The sequence below is a fragment of the Nocardioides sp. NPDC058538 genome (assembly GCF_042719275.1).
Taxonomy (GTDB): Bacteria; Actinomycetota; Actinomycetes; order Propionibacteriales; family Nocardioidaceae; genus Nocardioides.
Genome location: NZ_JBHXNY010000006.1, coordinates 161,352 through 178,190, shown reverse-complemented (window position 1 = coordinate 178,190; position 16,839 = coordinate 161,352). Strand labels below are relative to the sequence as shown.

The window sequence follows — 16,839 nt, the reverse complement described above, 5'->3', positions numbered from 1 at the left end:
CCGGACAATCTAATGGCCGGGTGGAGACGGTCGAGGGATCGGACAGGGATCAGCGGGGGGCGGCGTCGGCCGAGCAGTGGTAGTCGCGCGACGGCATCTCACCCGTGGTCAGATAGGTCGTCACGGCGTGGTTCGCGCAACGGTTCCTACCTGCCGGGAAGACGCCGTGGCCGCTCTGTTCGGCGGTCACCATGGTGGCCCGCTCGCCCAACGCCCTGCGCATCTCCCGCGCACCGGCGAGCGGTGTCGCCGGGTCGCGGAGGTTCTGCACCATCAGTACGTTGGCAGGACCCCGATCGGTGATCCGGACCGCCGGTTCGGTGGGCTCCGGCCAGTACGCGCACGGCGTGATGTTGGCTCCGGCCGCGCCGAACAGCGGGTATCTGATCCGGTCCGTGGCGACGTTGCGCTGGTAGGTGGCCACCGACGACGGCCAGTGCGCGTCGCTGCAGATCATGTAATAGCGACCGGAGATGAGGTTGTCCACGTCGGTCACGGCGTCGCCTCCGGGCAGCGGTGGCGGCGGCTGGTTCGCGTCGACCGCCTGCCAGATGCCGGCCAGCAGCGGCAGCTGGGTCGGGCCGTACAGCAAGCCGAAGTTGATCATCCGGAACGCGACATGGTCGAAGGGGCCGTCCGGCGTCTGGATCGGCTTCTTCTCCAGCCGCTCGGCGAGCTCGAAGTACGTCGCCCGTACCTGCGCCGGTGTCTTGCCCAGGCCGTACTCGCGGTGGTTCGCCGCCGCGTACTTCGCGAACGCAGGGAAGGTGTCCTCGACGCCCTGCGACCACAGCCGGTCGCCCGCGTAGTCCCAGCCACCCGGGCCCATGTTGCTGTCGAGCACGATCCGGTCGCTGCGCTGCGGGAACAGGGTGGTGTAGACCGCGCCCAGGTGGGTCCCCCAGGAGGCACCGGCGTAGGAAAGCTTCGACTCGCCCAGCGCAGTCCGGATCCGGTCCATGTCACGTGCGGTGTTGGCCGGGGTGACGTGCGGCAGCATCCAGGATGTCTTGGACGTCGCGCACTGCTCGGCGATCTGCTTGCTCTCTGCTGCCCGCTCGGTCACATCGGCGGCGTCGAGCGCGTACGGCGGGATGTTCCCGGTCAGCAGCTGCTCCTCGGCGAGGTCGCACGTCCCCGGCGTGCTGCGGCCGATTCCCCGCGGGTCGAAGCCGATCACGTCGTAGCTGTCCCGGACGCTCTGCGGCAGACCCATCGCGACGAGCATCGCCGGATAGCCCTCACCCGCGGAGGGGCCGCCGGGGTTGGTCAGCAGGATGCCGCGCCGCTTGTCGGGCTTCGTGCTCGCCAGCCGTGAGACCGCGATGTCGATCGTTCTACCGTCGGGGTTGCTGTAGTCCAGGGGCACCTTCAGGGTGCCGCACTGCATCCCTTTCGGGATCGGCACCGGAGAGATCTCGGCGGGACACCTGTCCCACTTGATGGTGTCTGGTGGCGCGGCCTGAGTCGCGGCCTGGGCCGCGGCTGGAGCTGCCAGCGAGACTCCTGGAGCCAGGGTGGCCGCCAGCGAGACGACGGCGACGGCGAGCGGTACTGAGATGCGTTTCATGTCTTCCTCCCGAGGATGATGCTGGGACGGTGTCAGTCTTCGCTGATCGGAGGACGGGAACATCCGGCCGAAGACCATTCCCGGGTGACCGAAAGCACTATTGACCGGTGGGGAAAGTAGTAGTCGGCGACAACGGTTGGCGGTTGGGCTGCGATCGGCGAGGATGTCTCCGTGATCGACGAGCGCCCCATCAACACCTGGCTGACCGACATGGACGGTGTCCTCGTGCGCGAGGAGGAGCCGATCCCAGGCGCCGCCGAGTTCCTGGCTAAGCTCACCGAGAATTCGGTGCCGTTCATGGTGCTGACGAACAACTCGATCTACACCCCGCGGGACCTCCGGGTCCGGCTGCTCCGGTCCGGTCTCGACGTCCCGGAGAAGTCGATCTGGACCTCGGCGCTCGCGACCGCGCAGTTCCTCGCCGACCAGCGGCCGGACGGTTCGGCGTACGTCGTCGGGGAGGCCGGTCTGACGACCGCGCTGCACGCGGTCGGCTACGTGATGACGGAGAACGACCCTGACTACGTCGTGCTCGGCGAGACCCGCACCTACTCGTTCGAGGCGATCACCCGGGCGATCCGGCTGATCGAGGGCGGTGCACGGTTCATCGCGACCAACCCGGACCCGAGTGGGCCGAGCCCGCAGGGCACGCTGCCCGCGACCGGCTCCGTCGCCGCGCTGATCAGCGCCGCGACCAACCGGGCGCCCTACTTCATCGGCAAGCCCAACCCGCTGATGATGCGCAGCGCCCTCAACCAGCTCGAGGCCCACTCCGAGACGACCGTGATGATCGGCGACCGGATGGACACCGACATCATCAGCGGCCTCGAGGCCGGGATGCGCACCATCCTCGTCGAGACCGGGTCGACCAGGCCCGAGCAGGTCGAGACCTTCCCGTTCCGGCCGACTCGCGTCGTCTCCTCCATCGCCGACGTACTGCCTCTGCTCGACGCTCAGTAGGGGAGCGGGCCGTGGCCGGAGACGAATGTTCCGGTCGGGCCGTCCGGACCGACCTGCGCCATCCGAACGATGATCTCGGCACCTTCCTGGACGCTCTGGGTGCCGGTGTGGCCGTTGAGCTCGGTGTCGGTGAAGCCGGGTTCGACCGCGTTGATCCGGATGGCGGGGTACGCCTTGGCGAACTGGATGGTGGCGGCGTTGACGGCGGCCTTGGACGCCGGATAGCTCAGGCCGCGGTAGAAGTAGGTGAAGCCGTCGGGATCGCTCAGCACGCTCAGTGAGGCGAGGCCGCTGGAGACGTTGACGATGACGGGCGCAGGCGACTTCAGCAGCAGCGGGACGAAGGCCTGGGTCACCCGGATCCCGCCGAACAGGTTGGTCTCGAAGGTGGCGCGTACGTCCTCGACGCTCTCGTCGGCGGCGGTGGGGATGGCGTTGTCGGCCAGCCGCGGCTCCACGCCGGCGTTGTTGACGAGTACGTCCAGGCCGCCGTCGGCGGCGATCTGCTCGGCAGCGGCGGAGACGGAGGCGTCGTCAGTGACGTCGATGCGTACGAACCGGGCGCCGAGCTCCGCGGCGGCGGCCCGGCCACGGGCCTCGTCACGGGCGCCGACATAGACGGTGTGTCCCGCGGCGAGAAGGCGGCGGGCGGTCTCCTTGCCGAGGCCCTTGTTGGCCCCGGTGATCAGTGTGGTGGTCATGCCTCCAGGCTGCACCGGAGACACGGGCCCAGGAAGCGGTCCGGTTTTCGTAGGACTGGCAGGGCCAGGACATCGGCTCCACCGTGCCGGACACTGGTGGGATGGAGTCATCGGAGTTCGGCAAGATGCTGCGCCGTTGGCGCGATCGCGTGGAGCCCGCCACGGTCGGGTTGCCGCCCGGTGGCCGTCGTCGGGCCACCGGGCTGCGACGCGAGGAGGTCGCGCACCTGTCAGGTATCTCGGTCGACTACCTGACCCGGCTCGAGCAGGGCCGGGCGACCTCGCCGTCGGCGCAGGTGGTCGAGGCGCTCGCCCGGGCGCTCCGGCTCCCGGACGCGGACCGCGACGTGCTGTTCCGGCTCGCCGGGCATGTCACCCCGGGGAGGGAGGTGATCTCCTCGCGGGTCTCGCCGAGCGTGCAGCGACTCCTCGACCGGCTGGCGCACACCCCGGTCGTGGTCTACGACGCCGCGTGGAACCTGGTGATCGCCAACGAGGCGTACGACGCACTCATGGGTGCGACGACGACGTGGCGCGGCCGCGAGCGCAACGCGGTGTGGCGCAACATCGTCCTCGAGAGCAGTCGAGCCGTCTCCACGCGGGCGGAGACCGAGGCGCTGCAGGGGGGTCTGGTCGCCGATCTGCGCCTCACCACTGCCCGCTACCCCGGGGATCAGAGACTGCGACGGCTCATCGACGACCTGCGCGCTGCCAGCCCCCGCTTCGCGGACCTGTGGGAGAGCACCGACCCGTCCCGACACCACGAACCGGCACGACACAAGATCATCGACCACCCCACGGTCGGCCGGATCGCCCTCGACTGCGACACCCTGACCGTCGCCGTCGAGGACCTGCGGATCATGGTCTACACCGCCGAGCCTGGCACCGAGGACGCCGAGCGTCTGGAGCTGGCGACGGTCGTCGGCAACCAGGCGCTCGGGTGAGCAGCGGGCAAGGCCCGATTTCATTGGGTTGTGTAAGGAAAGCCCGCTCAGGGCCTCTCCTCGTGGACGCGACTGTGTCGACCGTCACATAGTCGGCCTTCTCCGGGTGACCCCACCCGGAGAAGACCGAGGAGTTACAACTGATGACTGTCATCGATGACAAGTCCGCAGGGGCCGTCCCTCGCTGGCGCTTGATCGGACCCGGCCTGGTCGTCGCCGCGACCGGTGTCGGCGCCGCCGACCTGGTCGCCACGATGATCGCGGGCAGCAAGTACGGCTATGCGCTGCTCTGGGCCGTCGTGCTCGGATGCCTGATGAAGGTCGTGCTCGTCGAGGGAGCCGGTCGCTACAGCCTGGCGACCGGACGCACGATCTATGAGGGCTGGAGCAGCCTGGGCCGCTGGACCCACGCCTACTTCGGGCCGTACCTCATCATCTGGGGCTTCGTGTACGGCGCTGCCGCCATGTCCGGCACCGGGCTCGCCGCCCACGCCCTGTTGCCGGTGCTGTCGGTGAAGGCCTGGGGCATCATCGCCGGGATCTTCGGCCTCGCGCTGGTCTGGACCGGCCGCTACGGACTGTTCGAGAAGGCTCTCAGCATCATGGTGCTGTTGATGTTCATCTCGATGGTCGCCGCTGCCGCGCTCACGGTGCCGAACCTGCCCGACCTCGCCGCCGGCCTGGTGCCTCGGATTCCGGACGGGTCGCTGCTCAACATCCTGAGCGTCGCCGGCGGTGTCGGCGGGACGATCACGCTTGCCGCGTACGGCTACTGGCTGCGTGAGAAGGGCTGGGCGACCCCGGCGTTCATGCGGGTGATGCGCATCGACAACTCGGTCGCGTACGTCGTGACCGGAATCTTCGTCGTCTCCACGCTCATCGTCGGGGCTGAGCTGCTGTACTCGGCAGGCATCGCGGTCGACACCGGCGACAAGGGGATGCTCGACATCGGGAACGTTCTCGAGGATCGGTACGGCCCCGCCGCCGGAACGATCTTCCTGATCGGCTTCCTCTCCGCCGCGCTGAGCTCGCTGGTGGGGGTGTGGCACGGGGTCAGCCTCATGTTCGCCGACTTCGCCGGTCACGTGCGGAAGGCACCCGAGGACGCGCCCGAGCGGCTCGCCGGCGGCATCTGGTACCGCACGTACATCCTGTGGTTGACGTTCCCGCCGATCATCGCCCTGTTCCTGGACCAGCCGGTCTATCTGATCCTCGCCTACGGTGTGCTCGGGGCGCTCTTCATGCCGTTCCTCGCCATCACGCTCCTGTGGATCCTCAACACCGACCGGGTGCCGCGCGAATGGCGCAACCGGATCTACTCGAACGTCGTGATGGGCCTGTGCGCACTCGTCTTCCTGGCACTGGCGGTGCATCAGGTCCGCGTCGTCATCACCGGCGCGTTCTGATCACCGCACCACGTTAGGTTGATCCCGTGCGGATTCTGGTGGTCGAGGACGACCCGAGCGTTGCGGAGGCGTTGGTGGACGCCTTCCAGGACGTGGGGTGGACCCCGATCCACTGCAGCCGCGGAGACGACGGCCTGCACCAGATCGCCGGGGCCGACCTCGTGGTGCTCGATCTCGGCCTGCCGGACATGGACGGACTCGACTTCCTGCGTACGGTGCGGCGGGTCTCGACTGTTCCCGTTCTCGTGCTCACGGCCCGTGACAGTGACGGGTCTGTCGTCCTCGGCCTGCGGGCCGGCGCCGACGACTACCTGGTGAAACCGGTCGGCAGGGCGGTGCTGCTCGCGCGTGTGCACGCGCTGGTTCGGCGGAGCCGGATGGCCTCCGCCGAACCGCGCCCGGCCGAGCGTGTGGTCACGCTGGGCGAGCTGAGCGTCGACGTCGCCGCGCGCACCGTTCACCGTGGTGGGTCCCCGGTCTCGGTGACCGCGACGGAGTTCGATCTGCTGGCCGCGCTGATCGCTCGCACCGGCGAGGCGGTGAGTCGCGACGAGCTGCTGCTTCAGGTGTGGGGTACGCCGGCGGTCGGCAAGTCGCGGTCGCTGGACTTCTTCGTGACCGCGCTTCGCAGCAAGCTGGGTCGGGACCTGCCGCTGCACACGGTGCGCGGCTACGGCTTCCGGCTCGGCTGATCGAGAAGGGGGAGAAGTCGGGTGATGGAGCGTCGGGTACAGCTCGTTGTCGGCCTGCTCCTGCTCGGGACGCTCCTGGCGCTGGCGTTTCCGCTGGCGACCACGCTCGCTGACCGGCGTACCGCCCGGCTCGCGTCCGAGCGGGACCGGCAGATGGCGGTGATCGCGGAGGCGGCGGCCTCCGGCCAGCCGGTCGCAGGGCTCGTCGATCGCTACCACGACGTCTACGAGGAGCCGGTCCTCGTCGTCGACGCCGACGGCCAGGAGCTCTCGCTCGCCGGCGACCTCGACACCGGTGCCGCCTCGGTCAGGGGAGCGGTGCGTATCGGACTGGTGGGCGTGCCTCCCGTCGCGATGCGTCGGATCCTGCCCTGGACCACCGAGGACCCGCTGCGCGGAGCTCCGGGCCGCGAGGACGGCGAGGTCAGGTCGTACGCGCTGACTCGGGTCGACACCTCGGCTGCCGCCGCACAGGTCAGGCGGGACTGGGGGCTCATCGCGGTCGGGGCGTTGGCGCTCCTGCTGCTGGCCGCGGCGCTGACCAGGCGGCTGTCGCGATGGACCATGCGTCCGGTGCACTCGCTCGAGGCAGCGGCGCGCACGATCACGCATGGGGACCGCAGCGCGGAAGTGCTCGCGACCGGCCCGGCCGAGCTCCGCGGTCTGGTCGCAGAGTTCAACCGCATGGGTGCGGCCGTCGACACGTCCCTGGAGCAGCAGCGTCAGCTGGTCGCCGACGCCTCGCATCAGCTGCGCAACCCGCTGGCGGCGCTGCGCCTGCGAGCCGACGGGCTGGAGTCACATGTGAACAGCACCGGTGAGCGGTCCTATGCGGGTCTGACCAAGGAGCTGGAGCGCCTGGAGACGCTCCTCGACCAGCTGATGTCGCTGGCGCGGGCCCAGGAGGCCGGGGTGGCCCGTGCCGGTGGACGCGTGACGGTCCCGAACCAGGTGGTGGGCACCGTCATCCGTGAGCGCGTCGAGGCCTGGCGGCCGGCCGCGGAAGCGGCGGGGCAGTCCTTGGAGGTCACGAGAGACCTGCCAGAGGTGGCGGTGGCCGGGGTGCTCGACCAGATCCTCGACGTCCTCATCGACAACGCCATCCGCTATGCCGGTCCGGGCGCCCATGTCGAGCTCTCGGCGACCGAGACCGCCGACGGAGTCGTCGGCTGGGTCCGTGACGACGGTCCCGGGCTCGAGCACGACGAGTGGCACCTTGCCACCGAGCGGTTCTGGCGATCCGGTGACCAGCGGACGGGATCCGGCCTCGGGCTGGCGATCGCCGAGGAGCTCGCCGGCGCCAACGGTGGTCGCGTACGCCTACGGCCGGCCGAACCCGTCGGGACGATTGCCGAGTTCTCGCTGCGGGTGGCGTCATGACCTGGCTGGGTGAACAGCTGACGAGGCGGACGTTGATGCGAACGGTCACCGCCGCCGCCGTCGCGCCGACGGTGGCGTCCTTGGCGGGATGCCGCACCGAGACGTCGCCCGTCACGATCGCTGCCGGCACGGAGTACGGGACCTATGCGGTCTTCGCGGGCATGCTCGCCGACCAGCTGCGTGCCGTGAGTCCCGGGCTGGAGCCGACGGTCCTGTCGACGGAGGGGAGCCTCGACAACGTACGTCTCCTCCGAGACGGCGAGGCCGCGCTCGGGCTCGCCCTCGAGGACGGCCTCGATCCGATCGTCGCCGACATGCCCGAAGCGGAGCGTCCGGTGGCGTTGGCGCGTATCTATGAGAACTATCTGCAACTCCTCGTGACCGACGACAGTCCGGTCCGCGAGGTCGACGATCTTCGTGGGCGACGCGTCGTGCTCGGAGCCGCCGGGTCCGGCGCCGCCGTGACGGCTGTCGTGCTCCTGGGGGCAGCTGGTCTGCGAACCCGTGATCTCACGGTGAGGTACCTGGGACTCGCCGACGGTCTGGACCGGCTGCTCGAGGACGACGTCGACGCCGTGTTCTGGTCCGGCGGGATCCCGACACCCACGATCAGCAAGGCGGGGGATCAGCGGCCGCTCCGGATGATCGATCTCGGCGCGCTCGCAGCCCCGATGTCACGACAGTCCGGCTACCGCTACTCGACCCGGAAGGTGCCACCGGTCGACTACGGTCCTCCCTCCGGTGGCACGACGATCGGCGTTCCCAACCTGCTGCTGGCACGCCGCGACCTACCGCATGAAGTGGCGCGGGAGATCGTCGACGTCATGGTCAGCCGTGCGGACCTGCTGATCCCGGACTTCGTCCGAGGGCTTCAATACCTGGAGCCCGCCACGATGATCCAGACGGGGCGGATCCCCCTGCATCCCGGCGCCCTGTCGGCGTATCGCGACCTGCACGGTTGACATGGCGGCGACGGCCTCGGGAATAGCCCGAGGGCGGTCGCACGCTGGGGCTGATGTGAACGAGGACCGTCCGTCGTGGGAGATGACGCTCGCCTACCAGGAGAAGCTGGCCGCCGGCTCCGCCGGTGAGGACGTACGCTCCGCCACCTGGTTGCTCGTCGACGACGGCACGGTCGTGCTGACCGCGGCCGGGCAGTCGCACCTGCTCCGGGCGGGGGACGCGGCTCTGGTCGGGGGCCAGGTCAGGCACCGGCTGGCGACCCACGACGGGGCCGCGGTGACGCGGGCTGATCTGCGGGCGGTCGCGGTGGCGTACCCGATCGCCAACCCGCTGGTCGTGCGCGACTTCGTCGGGCGCCACGGCGGGGTGGCGGAGCTGGTGCGGCGCTGCCCGCTGGCGGGGCCGTGCCGGCCGACGGCGCTCTTCGCGTCGGGCTACGCGTCGCTGCTCGGCGCCGCGATGACGGCCTCCTGGCTCGAGGACACCGGGCGCGGGACCGATGGTCCCGCGCCCGTCCTGGACCCGACGGTGGCGCAGGTGCTGTCCGCGGTGATCGCGGATCCGGGACGGGCCTGGTCGGTCGAGGCGATGGCGGAGTCCGTGCACCTGTCGAGGTCGGCGCTGGGGGAGCGGTTCCGGCGCGGCCTGGGGCAGAGCCCGAGCGAGGCGCTGCGGGACGTGCGGATGCGCGCGGCCCGCCACCTGCTGGCCGGTGGAGACCGTCCGGTCGAGCAGGTGGCGTTCGCCGTGGGCTACGGGTCGGGTGCGGCGTTCAGTCGCGCCTTCACCACCGTCCACGGGACCGGGCCGCAGGCGTGGCGGGACGCCTCAACCACGCGGGACGCGGACCGCGCCGAAGCCCGCCGCGGCGATCAGCGCACCGACCGCTCCGATGAGGAGCACCCGCCCGACGCCGTACTCATCGAGGACCGCGCCTCCTAGCGCCGCCCCGAGGGTGATCGCGATCTGGAACGCGGTGACCTGCAGCGCCAGCGCCGACTCGGTGCGCTCTGGCTCGACGCGGGTGACCCACAGCTGCGTGCCGACCGGCACCAGGTTGAACCCGAAGCCCCAGACGATCATGGCCAGCGCCATGACCGGCGTGCTCTCGGCGAGGAAGGTCAGCACCAACCCGCCCGCGAGGAGGAGCGGCGCGACGCTGACGACGACCCGCAGCCGGTGAGCGAACCGGCCGGCCGCGAGGTTGCCGAAGAGCCCGCCGAGACCCCACAGCGCCAGCATCCACATGCCGTCGCCGGGCGAGGTGGCCGAGATCGCGATCCGGATGAACGGGTACGCCACGAAGTTGCCGAGCACCACCACGACCACCAGGACCACCCCGGCGACCAGCCGCGGGTTGCGGAGCGCCTGACGCATCATGCTCAGCCCGGCCGACGGGTGGGCCGGCACCGGCGGCAGCGCCCGGGCCAGCGCCGCCGCGGAGACCAGGCTCAGCACCGCCGCGGCCGCGAATCCCCAGCGCCAGCCGGGGCCGTCGGCGAGCAGCGAGCCCAGCGGCAGGCCGACGATCGTGGCCACCGTGACGCCCAGCGCGATCGAGGTCGAGATGACGTGGTCGCGGCCCGGAGAGGCGTACGTCCCGACGGCGAAGGCGAAGGACCAGTAGCCGGCGATCGCCGCGCCCAGCACGAGCCTGCCGAGGAGCAGGACGACGAAACCGGGGGAGATCGCGACCGCCAGGTTGGCGACGGCCGCGGCGACCAGCAGGCCGACGAGCAACGTACGCCGGTCCATCCGGGGAAGGATCATGGCGATGGTCGGCGCGGTCGCGGCCCCGGCGATGGCCGTCGCCGCCACCGCGAGCCCGGCCGTCCCCTCGCTGATCCCGAGGTCGCGCGCCATCGTGGGCAGCACACCCGCGGGCAGGAACTCGCTCGAGACCAGGATGGCGATCCCGGCGGCGAGCGCGACCACCGGCGCCGCGCGGCCCTGGGAGGTGGTCGCGGACGGGGTCGTTTCAGGCGAAGTCGTCGTCACCCTTCGATCGTCGCCGCGATCCGAGCGCCCGCGTTGATCGTCCGTCGTCCGTGCTTGATCGGATGACCGCCGTGTGACACGTCCATGAAACGGAGTTTCGAAATGGTGTCGACAGCGGTAGTAGGTTGATGGGCATGACCGTTCCTCCTGTGGTCAGACAGGAACAGCTCATCGACGAGATCGTCCTCCACCTCGCTGACGAGGTAGAGGGCGACTGGTCCACGTTGGTCTTCAACCACCGCAACCTGTCGATGTTCTTCACCGGGCGCGTCGATGTGCACCGGTCGGACGGCAGCCTCGCCCACGCCCGGCCGCCCGAAACCATCCTCGCGCTGACCGACGAGCTCAGGCGGGTGATGTATGAACCCGACAAAGGGGCCTGGTTCTCCGCGCGCTGGACGATCGCGAGCAGCGAGGGTGACGAGGAGAAGAACTCGACGAATGTCGTCTTCAACTACGACGACGAGCCGGTCTGGCGCTGGCCTGCCCATCCGGGCCTGTACGCGCTCGATCTCGAGACCTTCCCACGCGCCGAGGACCGCGTCCCCGACTGGCTCCGCCAGAAGGTCAACGGCGCCCGCCGGACGCTGTAGGTACGTGGTTCTCGGCGATGTCGCTAGGTGAGGGCCCACAAGGAATCCTCCAGAAGCCTGTCGATGTCAAGAGGTCACAAGAGCGGCGTCTGATGAAAAAGTCTGCACCGTGCCACAGGTCTCTCGAATTGCCATCGTCAACCGCGGTGAAGCCGCGATGCGTCTGATCCATGCCGTCCGCGACCTCAACGCGCGGGATACATCCGTTGGGACGATCCGCACCATCGCGCTGCACACCGACGTCGACGCCGGATCTGCGTTCGTACGGGAGGCCGACGAGGCCTACTTGCTCGGCGCCGCCGCGGATCGCCCCTACCTCGATCTCGCCGTCCTCGAGCAGGCGCTGGTCGCCTCCGGGGCCGACGCCGCCTGGGTCGGCTGGGGCTTCGTCGCCGAGGACCCCGCCTTCGCCGAGCTGTGCGACCGGCTGGGCGTCACCTTCATCGGTCCCAGCGCCGAGGCCATGCGGAAGCTGGGCGACAAGATCGGCTCGAAGCTGATCGCCGAGGAGGTCGGCGTCCCGGTCGCCCCCTGGAGCCGAGGCGGCGTCGACGACCTCGAGTCTGCACTGGCCAGCGCCGAGGAGATCGGCTACCCGCTCATGCTCAAGGCCACCGCCGGTGGCGGCGGTCGCGGCATCCGGAAGGTCACCTCCGGTGCCGAGCTCGCCGAGGCCTACCAGCGAACCCGGGACGAGGCGGAGCGGGCGTTCGGCAGCGGCGTCGTCTTCCTCGAGAAGCTGGTCACCGATGCCCGCCACGTCGAGGTCCAGGTCATCGCCGATGGCCAGGGCACCGCCTGGGCGATCGGCGTACGCGACTGCTCCGTGCAGCGGCGCAACCAGAAGGTCATCGAGGAGTCGTCCTCCCCGCTGCTGACCGAGGAGCAGGCCGCCGAGCTCAAGGCGTCCGCCGAGCGGCTCGCCACGGCGGTGGGATACGCCGGAGCCGGCACCGTCGAGTTCCTCTACCACCCGGGCGAGAAGACGTTCGCCTTCCTCGAGGTCAACACTCGCCTCCAGGTCGAGCACCCCATCACCGAGGCCGTGACCGGCACCGACCTGGTCGCGCTGCAGATCCAGGTCGCTTCCGGCGTACCGCTCGCCGGCGACCGGCCGCTCGAGCGCGGCCACGCGGTCGAGGCCCGGCTCAACGCCGAGGACCCGGACCGCGACTTCGCGCCCGCTCCGGGCCGGATCAGCCGCCTCGAGGTCCCGGCCGGCCCCGGCATCCGGGTCGACACCGGCGTGGCCGAGGGCGACACCATCCCGGCCGACTTCGACTCGATGATCGCCAAGGTGATCGCCTGGGGAGCCGACCGCGAGCAGGCGCTGGCGCGGCTGCGCCGGGCGATGGGGGAGACCACCGTCATCATCGACGGCGGCGCGACCAACAAGAGCTTCATCCTCGACCTCCTCGACCAGCCCGAGGTCACCACCGGCAGCCCCGCCTGGGCCGACACCGGGTGGATCGACCGGGTGCGCGGCGAGGGACGGCTCCAGGCGGCCCGGCACGCCGGCGTCGCGCTCGTCGCCGCCGCGATCGAGGGGTACGACGAGGCCGAGCGCGGCGAGATCGCCCGCATGCTCCAGACCGCCCAGGGCGGTCGGCCGCAGATCCAGCACGACCCTGCCCGCACCATCGAGCTCAAGCTGCGTGGGGCGACGTACGCCCTGACCGTGCGGCAGTCCGGACCCGCCCGCTACCAGGTCACCATCACGGCCGGCGGCGAGCGGCGCACCCTCACCGCCACCCTCGACCGGATCGACGAGGTGCACGGCCGGCTCACGGTGGACGGCCATCGCTACCGCCTGGTGACCGCCACCCACGGCCCCGTCCATCTGGTCGAGGTCGATGACGTGATGCACCGGGTCAGCCGAGACGAGGGCGGCATGGTCCGCGCCCCCGCGCCGGCGCTCGTCGTGTCCACCCCGCTCGCCGTGGGCGACGAGGTGACAGCCGGGCACCCCGTGCTGGTGCTCGAGTCGATGAAGATGGAGACCGCGCTGACCGCGCCGTTCACGGGCCGGGTCAAGGAGCTCCTGGTCCGGGTCGGGAGCCAGGTCGAGACCGCGGCGCCGCTGCTGCGCCTCGAGCCGACCGGCGAGGCCGAGGGCGAGGCGACCACTGCCACCCTGGCCGACCTCGATCTGCCCGCACCCATCACGGAGTCCGGCCGCAGCAACGGTGCGCTGGACGACCTGAGCAGCCTGCTGCTCGGCTACGACGTCGAGGAGGATCAGCGTCCGGCGTTGCTCGCCGCTCATCTGGCCTCTCGCTCCACCGGTGCACCCGAGGACACCCTCCGCACCGAGATGGACCTGCTGGCCCTGTTCACCGACTTCGCCGAGCTCAGCCGCAACCGCCCGGCCGGTGACGAGCCGTCCACCGAGCTGCGCGTGCACAGCTCGCGGGAGTACTTCCACACCTACCTGCGCAGTCTCGACCCCGACCGGGGCGCGCTCCCGGACCACTTCCGCGACAAGCTGCTGCGGGTGCTCGCGCACTATGGCGTCTCCGACCTCGAACGTACGCCGGAGCTCGAGCGCGCGGTGTTCCGCATCTTCCTCGCCCAGCAGCATCCCTCCGACGTCGACGTCGCGATCGGGGTGCTGCAGCGCTGGCTCGGCGACCCGGCGCCGGTGTCGGAGGACGCCGCTGAGGTCCGCGCGCTGCTCGATCGGATGGTGCGTGCCACGCAGCTCCGGTTCGCCGTGGTCGGCGACCTGGCCCGCTCGGTCCGGTTCGGCTGGTTCGACCAGCCGCTGGTCGACGACGAGCGCCGCGTGGTGCTGGAGGGAGTGCCGGCCGAGGTCGCCGCCCTCACCGACCCGGACGCCCCCGACCGGGCCGCCCGCATCGATGCACTGGCCGCTGTGCCCGAGCCGCTGGTCGGCTTCCTCAGGGACCGGCTGGTCGAGGGACTTCCCGAGCGCGAGCCGCTGTTGGAGGTGCTGATCCGCCGCCACTACCGCGACTACCACCTGCACGACCTGACCGTCACCGGCATGGACGACGGCGGACGCCCGCTCGCGCACGCCGAGTACGCCACTGACGAGAAGGGTGCGACCCGAGTCGTGTCCACCATCGGCGACGTGACGGAGCTCGCCCGTCCCGACGGCCCACTCGGTGCTGCCATCACCTCGGCGTTGAGCTCCGACCACGACGACGTCGTCGAGATCTACCTGCGCTGGACCGACGCGCCCGCCGATCCGGACCTCGCCTCGTCCGAGCTCGCCAAGATGCTCGCCGGCCACGAGTTCGCTCGCCGCGCCCGCCGTGTCTCGATCGCGGTCTGCCATGCCGCGCCACAGCCCATCGACTACTTCACCTACCGCCACCACGCAGACGGCGCCCCGCACACCCCGACCGCCGAGCTGGTCGAGGACAGCCTGGTCCGGGGCATGCACCCGATGGTCGGTCGCAGGCTCAACCTGTGGCGGCTCAGCGAGTTCGACGTCACCAGGCTCGCCGCGCCCGACGACGTCCTGCTCTACGAGTGCGTCGCCCGGGCCAACCCGGCCGACCGCCGCCTCGTCGCGGCGGCCCAGGCCCGACAGCTCGCCGTGGTCCGCGACGACGAGGGCCGCGTGATCGCGCTGCCGCACGTCGAGCGGGCCGTGGAGAACTGCCTCGAGGCGATCCGCCGCGTACGCTCCGCCCGGGGCCGCGAGGGCACCAAGCTCGACGTCAACCACGTGTGGGTGACGGTGTGGCCGGTCGTCGAGGCGGATCTCGACCAGATCACCGCGCTGCAGAGCAAGATCACCCCGCTCAGCGAGGGCGCCGGGATCGAGGAGGTGCTCGCGCAGGGCCGCGTGGCCGGGCGGGACGGTGACGCCCCGACCCCGCTGGCCATCCGCTTCCACGCCAAGCCGGGCGCAGGCGTCGTGGCCGACGTCATCGAACCGCCCACCGAACCGCTCGCCCCGATGGACGAGTACGCCGCCAAGGTGCTGCGCGCCCGCCGCCGCGGTCTCGTCTACCCCTACGAGCTTCAGCGCGCCCTGGCAGGCAGCGGCACGGTCGTCGAGCACGACCTCGACGCCGACGGCGTACTCGTACCCGTCGATCGTGCTCCCGGGCTCAACAGTGCCGGCATCATCGTCGCCGTCGTGACCACGCCGAGCACTCTCTACCCTGACGGCATCAGCCGAGTCGTGCTCTGCGGTGACCCGCTCAAGTCGCTCGGAGCGCTCTCGGAGCCCGAGTGCGCCCGGGTGATCGCGGCCATCGACCTCGCCGAGCGGATGCAGATTCCGGTCGAGTGGTTCGCGGTCTCGGCCGGTGCGCGGATCTCGATGGAGAGCGGCACCGAGAACATGGACTGGGTCGCCGCCGCTCTGCGCCGGATCGTCCACTTCACCCAGGACGGCGGCGAGATCAACATCGTCGTCGCCGGGATCAACGTCGGCGCCCAGCCGTACTGGAACGCCGAAGCGACGATGCTGATGCACACCAAGGGCATCTTGGTGATGACCCCGGACAGCGCGATGGTGCTGACCGGTAAGCAGTCGCTCGACTTCTCCGGCGGGGTGTCCGCCGAGGACAACCACGGCATCGGCGGCTACGACCGGGTGATGGGCCCGAACGGGCAGGCGCAGTACTGGGTGCCCGACCTGGCCGGTGCCTTCCGGGTGCTCATGGCGCACTATGAGCACAGCTACGTGGTCCCCGGCGAGACCGGGCCGCGCCGCGCGCCGACTTCTGACCCGATCGACCGCGACGTGTCGTCCTACCCGCACGAGGGTGACTTCGCATGCGTCGGCGAGATCTTCTCGGCCGAGCACAACCCCGACCGCAAGCGACCCTTCGACATCCGCACGGTGATGCGGGCGCTGGCCGACGCCGACCACGAGATGCTCGAGCGGTGGGCCGGCATGGCCGATGCCGACACCGCCGTCGTCGTCGACACCCGGATCGGCGGCTACCCGGTCAGCCTGGTCGGCATCGAGTCCAAGCCGGTGCCGCGTGCCGGCTTCCCTCCCACCGACGGGCCCGACACCTACACCGCGGGCACCCTGTTCCCGCGGTCGTCGAAGAAGGTCGCGCGCGCGATCAACGCGGCATCGGGCAACCGGCCGCTGGTGGTGCTCGCCAACCTGTCCGGCTTCGACGGCTCTCCGGAGTCGATGCGCAACCTGCAGCTCGAGTACGGCGCCGAGATCGGCCGCGCGGTCGTCAACTTCCAGGGCCCGATCGTCTTCTGCGTCATCTCCCGCTACCACGGGGGTGCGTTCGTGGTGTTCTCCAAGCACCTGAACCCGTCGATGACCGTGCTCGCCATCGAGGGTTCGTACGCCTCGGTCCTCGGTGGCGCTCCTGCGGCGGCCGTCGTGTTCGCTGCGGAGGTCTCCAAGCGAGCAGCGGCGGACCCGCGGGTGGCCGCGCTCGAGGAGCGCATCGACCACGCCGAGGACGGGGAGCGCGGCGAGCTCGTCGTCGAGCTGGCCGAGCTCCGCGCCCAGCTGCGGGCGGACAAGATCGCCGAGGTCGCGGCCGAGTTCGACGACGTGCACGACATCCACCGAGCCGTCGAGGTCGGCTCGGTGGACGAGGTGATCGCGGCCAGCGACCTGCGGCCCAAGGTGGTCGAGGTCATCGAACGGGCGTTGGGCGAGGGATGACCGAGC

General features: G+C 70.6%; 12 protein-coding genes. 9 read left to right on the top strand and 3 right to left on the bottom strand.

The window, feature by feature from the left end:
• Positions 1-49: 49 nt before the first annotated feature.
• Entirely contained in the window at positions 50-1,570 is a 1,521-nt protein-coding gene (locus ACFWQC_RS08050) for an alpha/beta hydrolase (protein WP_378675566.1), read from the bottom strand.
• A 210-nt stretch (positions 1,571-1,780) separates the two neighbouring features.
• Here ACFWQC_RS08050 and ACFWQC_RS08045 point away from each other — a divergent pair, with 210 nt between their 5' ends.
• Positions 1,781-2,530 (top strand): HAD-IIA family hydrolase, encoded by a 750-nt coding sequence (locus ACFWQC_RS08045; protein WP_355018299.1) that lies wholly within the window; start codon positions 1,781-1,783, stop codon positions 2,528-2,530.
• Here ACFWQC_RS08045 and ACFWQC_RS08040 read toward each other — a convergent pair.
• Positions 2,524-3,231, bottom strand: a complete 708-nt coding sequence (locus ACFWQC_RS08040; RefSeq protein ID WP_378675563.1) for an SDR family NAD(P)-dependent oxidoreductase — start codon at positions 3,229-3,231, stop codon at positions 2,524-2,526. The two genes, ACFWQC_RS08045 and ACFWQC_RS08040, sit on opposite strands and share 7 nt — an antisense overlap.
• Before the next feature lie 101 nt (positions 3,232-3,332).
• Between ACFWQC_RS08040 and ACFWQC_RS08035 the strand changes: the two genes are divergently transcribed.
• The 6 genes from ACFWQC_RS08035 to ACFWQC_RS08010 all read left to right on the top strand — a co-directional run bounded on the left by ACFWQC_RS08035 (position 3,333) and on the right by ACFWQC_RS08010 (position 9,558).
• A complete protein-coding gene (locus ACFWQC_RS08035) occupies positions 3,333-4,175 on the top strand; it encodes a helix-turn-helix transcriptional regulator (RefSeq protein WP_378675561.1) in 843 nt (280 codons plus the stop codon).
• Between the two features lie 143 nt (positions 4,176-4,318).
• The gene (locus ACFWQC_RS08030) at positions 4,319-5,581 is read left to right on the top strand and encodes an Nramp family divalent metal transporter (RefSeq protein WP_378675558.1); all 1,263 of its coding nucleotides are present in this window, start codon (positions 4,319-4,321) and stop codon (positions 5,579-5,581) included.
• 26 nt (positions 5,582-5,607) lie between these two features.
• Positions 5,608-6,273 (top strand): response regulator transcription factor, encoded by a 666-nt coding sequence (locus tag ACFWQC_RS08025; protein ID WP_378675556.1) that lies wholly within the window; start codon positions 5,608-5,610, stop codon positions 6,271-6,273.
• A gap of 24 nt (positions 6,274-6,297) precedes the next feature.
• Positions 6,298-7,653: a sensor histidine kinase gene (locus tag ACFWQC_RS08020; protein ID WP_378675553.1), complete on the top strand. Its 1,356-nt coding sequence runs from the start codon at positions 6,298-6,300 to the stop codon at positions 7,651-7,653.
• Positions 7,654-7,688: 35 nt separating this feature from the next.
• Positions 7,689-8,615, top strand: a complete 927-nt coding sequence (locus ACFWQC_RS08015) for a TAXI family TRAP transporter solute-binding subunit (RefSeq protein WP_378675551.1) — start codon at positions 7,689-7,691, stop codon at positions 8,613-8,615.
• Between the two features lie 55 nt (positions 8,616-8,670).
• Positions 8,671-9,558: a helix-turn-helix domain-containing protein gene (locus tag ACFWQC_RS08010; protein WP_378675548.1), complete on the top strand. Its 888-nt coding sequence runs from the start codon at positions 8,671-8,673 to the stop codon at positions 9,556-9,558.
• On the opposite strand, the gene ACFWQC_RS08005 is transcribed toward ACFWQC_RS08010, so the two are convergent.
• The gene (locus ACFWQC_RS08005; RefSeq protein WP_378675546.1) at positions 9,445-10,614 is read right to left on the bottom strand and encodes an MFS transporter; all 1,170 of its coding nucleotides are present in this window, start codon (positions 10,612-10,614) and stop codon (positions 9,445-9,447) included. The two genes, ACFWQC_RS08010 and ACFWQC_RS08005, sit on opposite strands and share 114 nt — an antisense overlap.
• A gap of 134 nt (positions 10,615-10,748) precedes the next feature.
• On the opposite strand from ACFWQC_RS08005, the gene ACFWQC_RS08000 reads away from it, so the two are divergent.
• Together ACFWQC_RS08000 and ACFWQC_RS07995 are read left to right on the top strand one after the other, a co-directional pair.
• Complete coding sequence (locus ACFWQC_RS08000; protein ID WP_378675543.1) at positions 10,749-11,207, top strand: agglutinin cell wall attachment protein; 459 nt, start codon at positions 10,749-10,751, stop codon at positions 11,205-11,207.
• A gap of 109 nt (positions 11,208-11,316) precedes the next feature.
• Positions 11,317-16,833 (top strand): carboxyl transferase domain-containing protein, encoded by a 5,517-nt coding sequence (locus tag ACFWQC_RS07995; RefSeq protein WP_378675541.1) that lies wholly within the window; start codon positions 11,317-11,319, stop codon positions 16,831-16,833.
• Positions 16,834-16,839 lie beyond the last annotated feature (6 nt).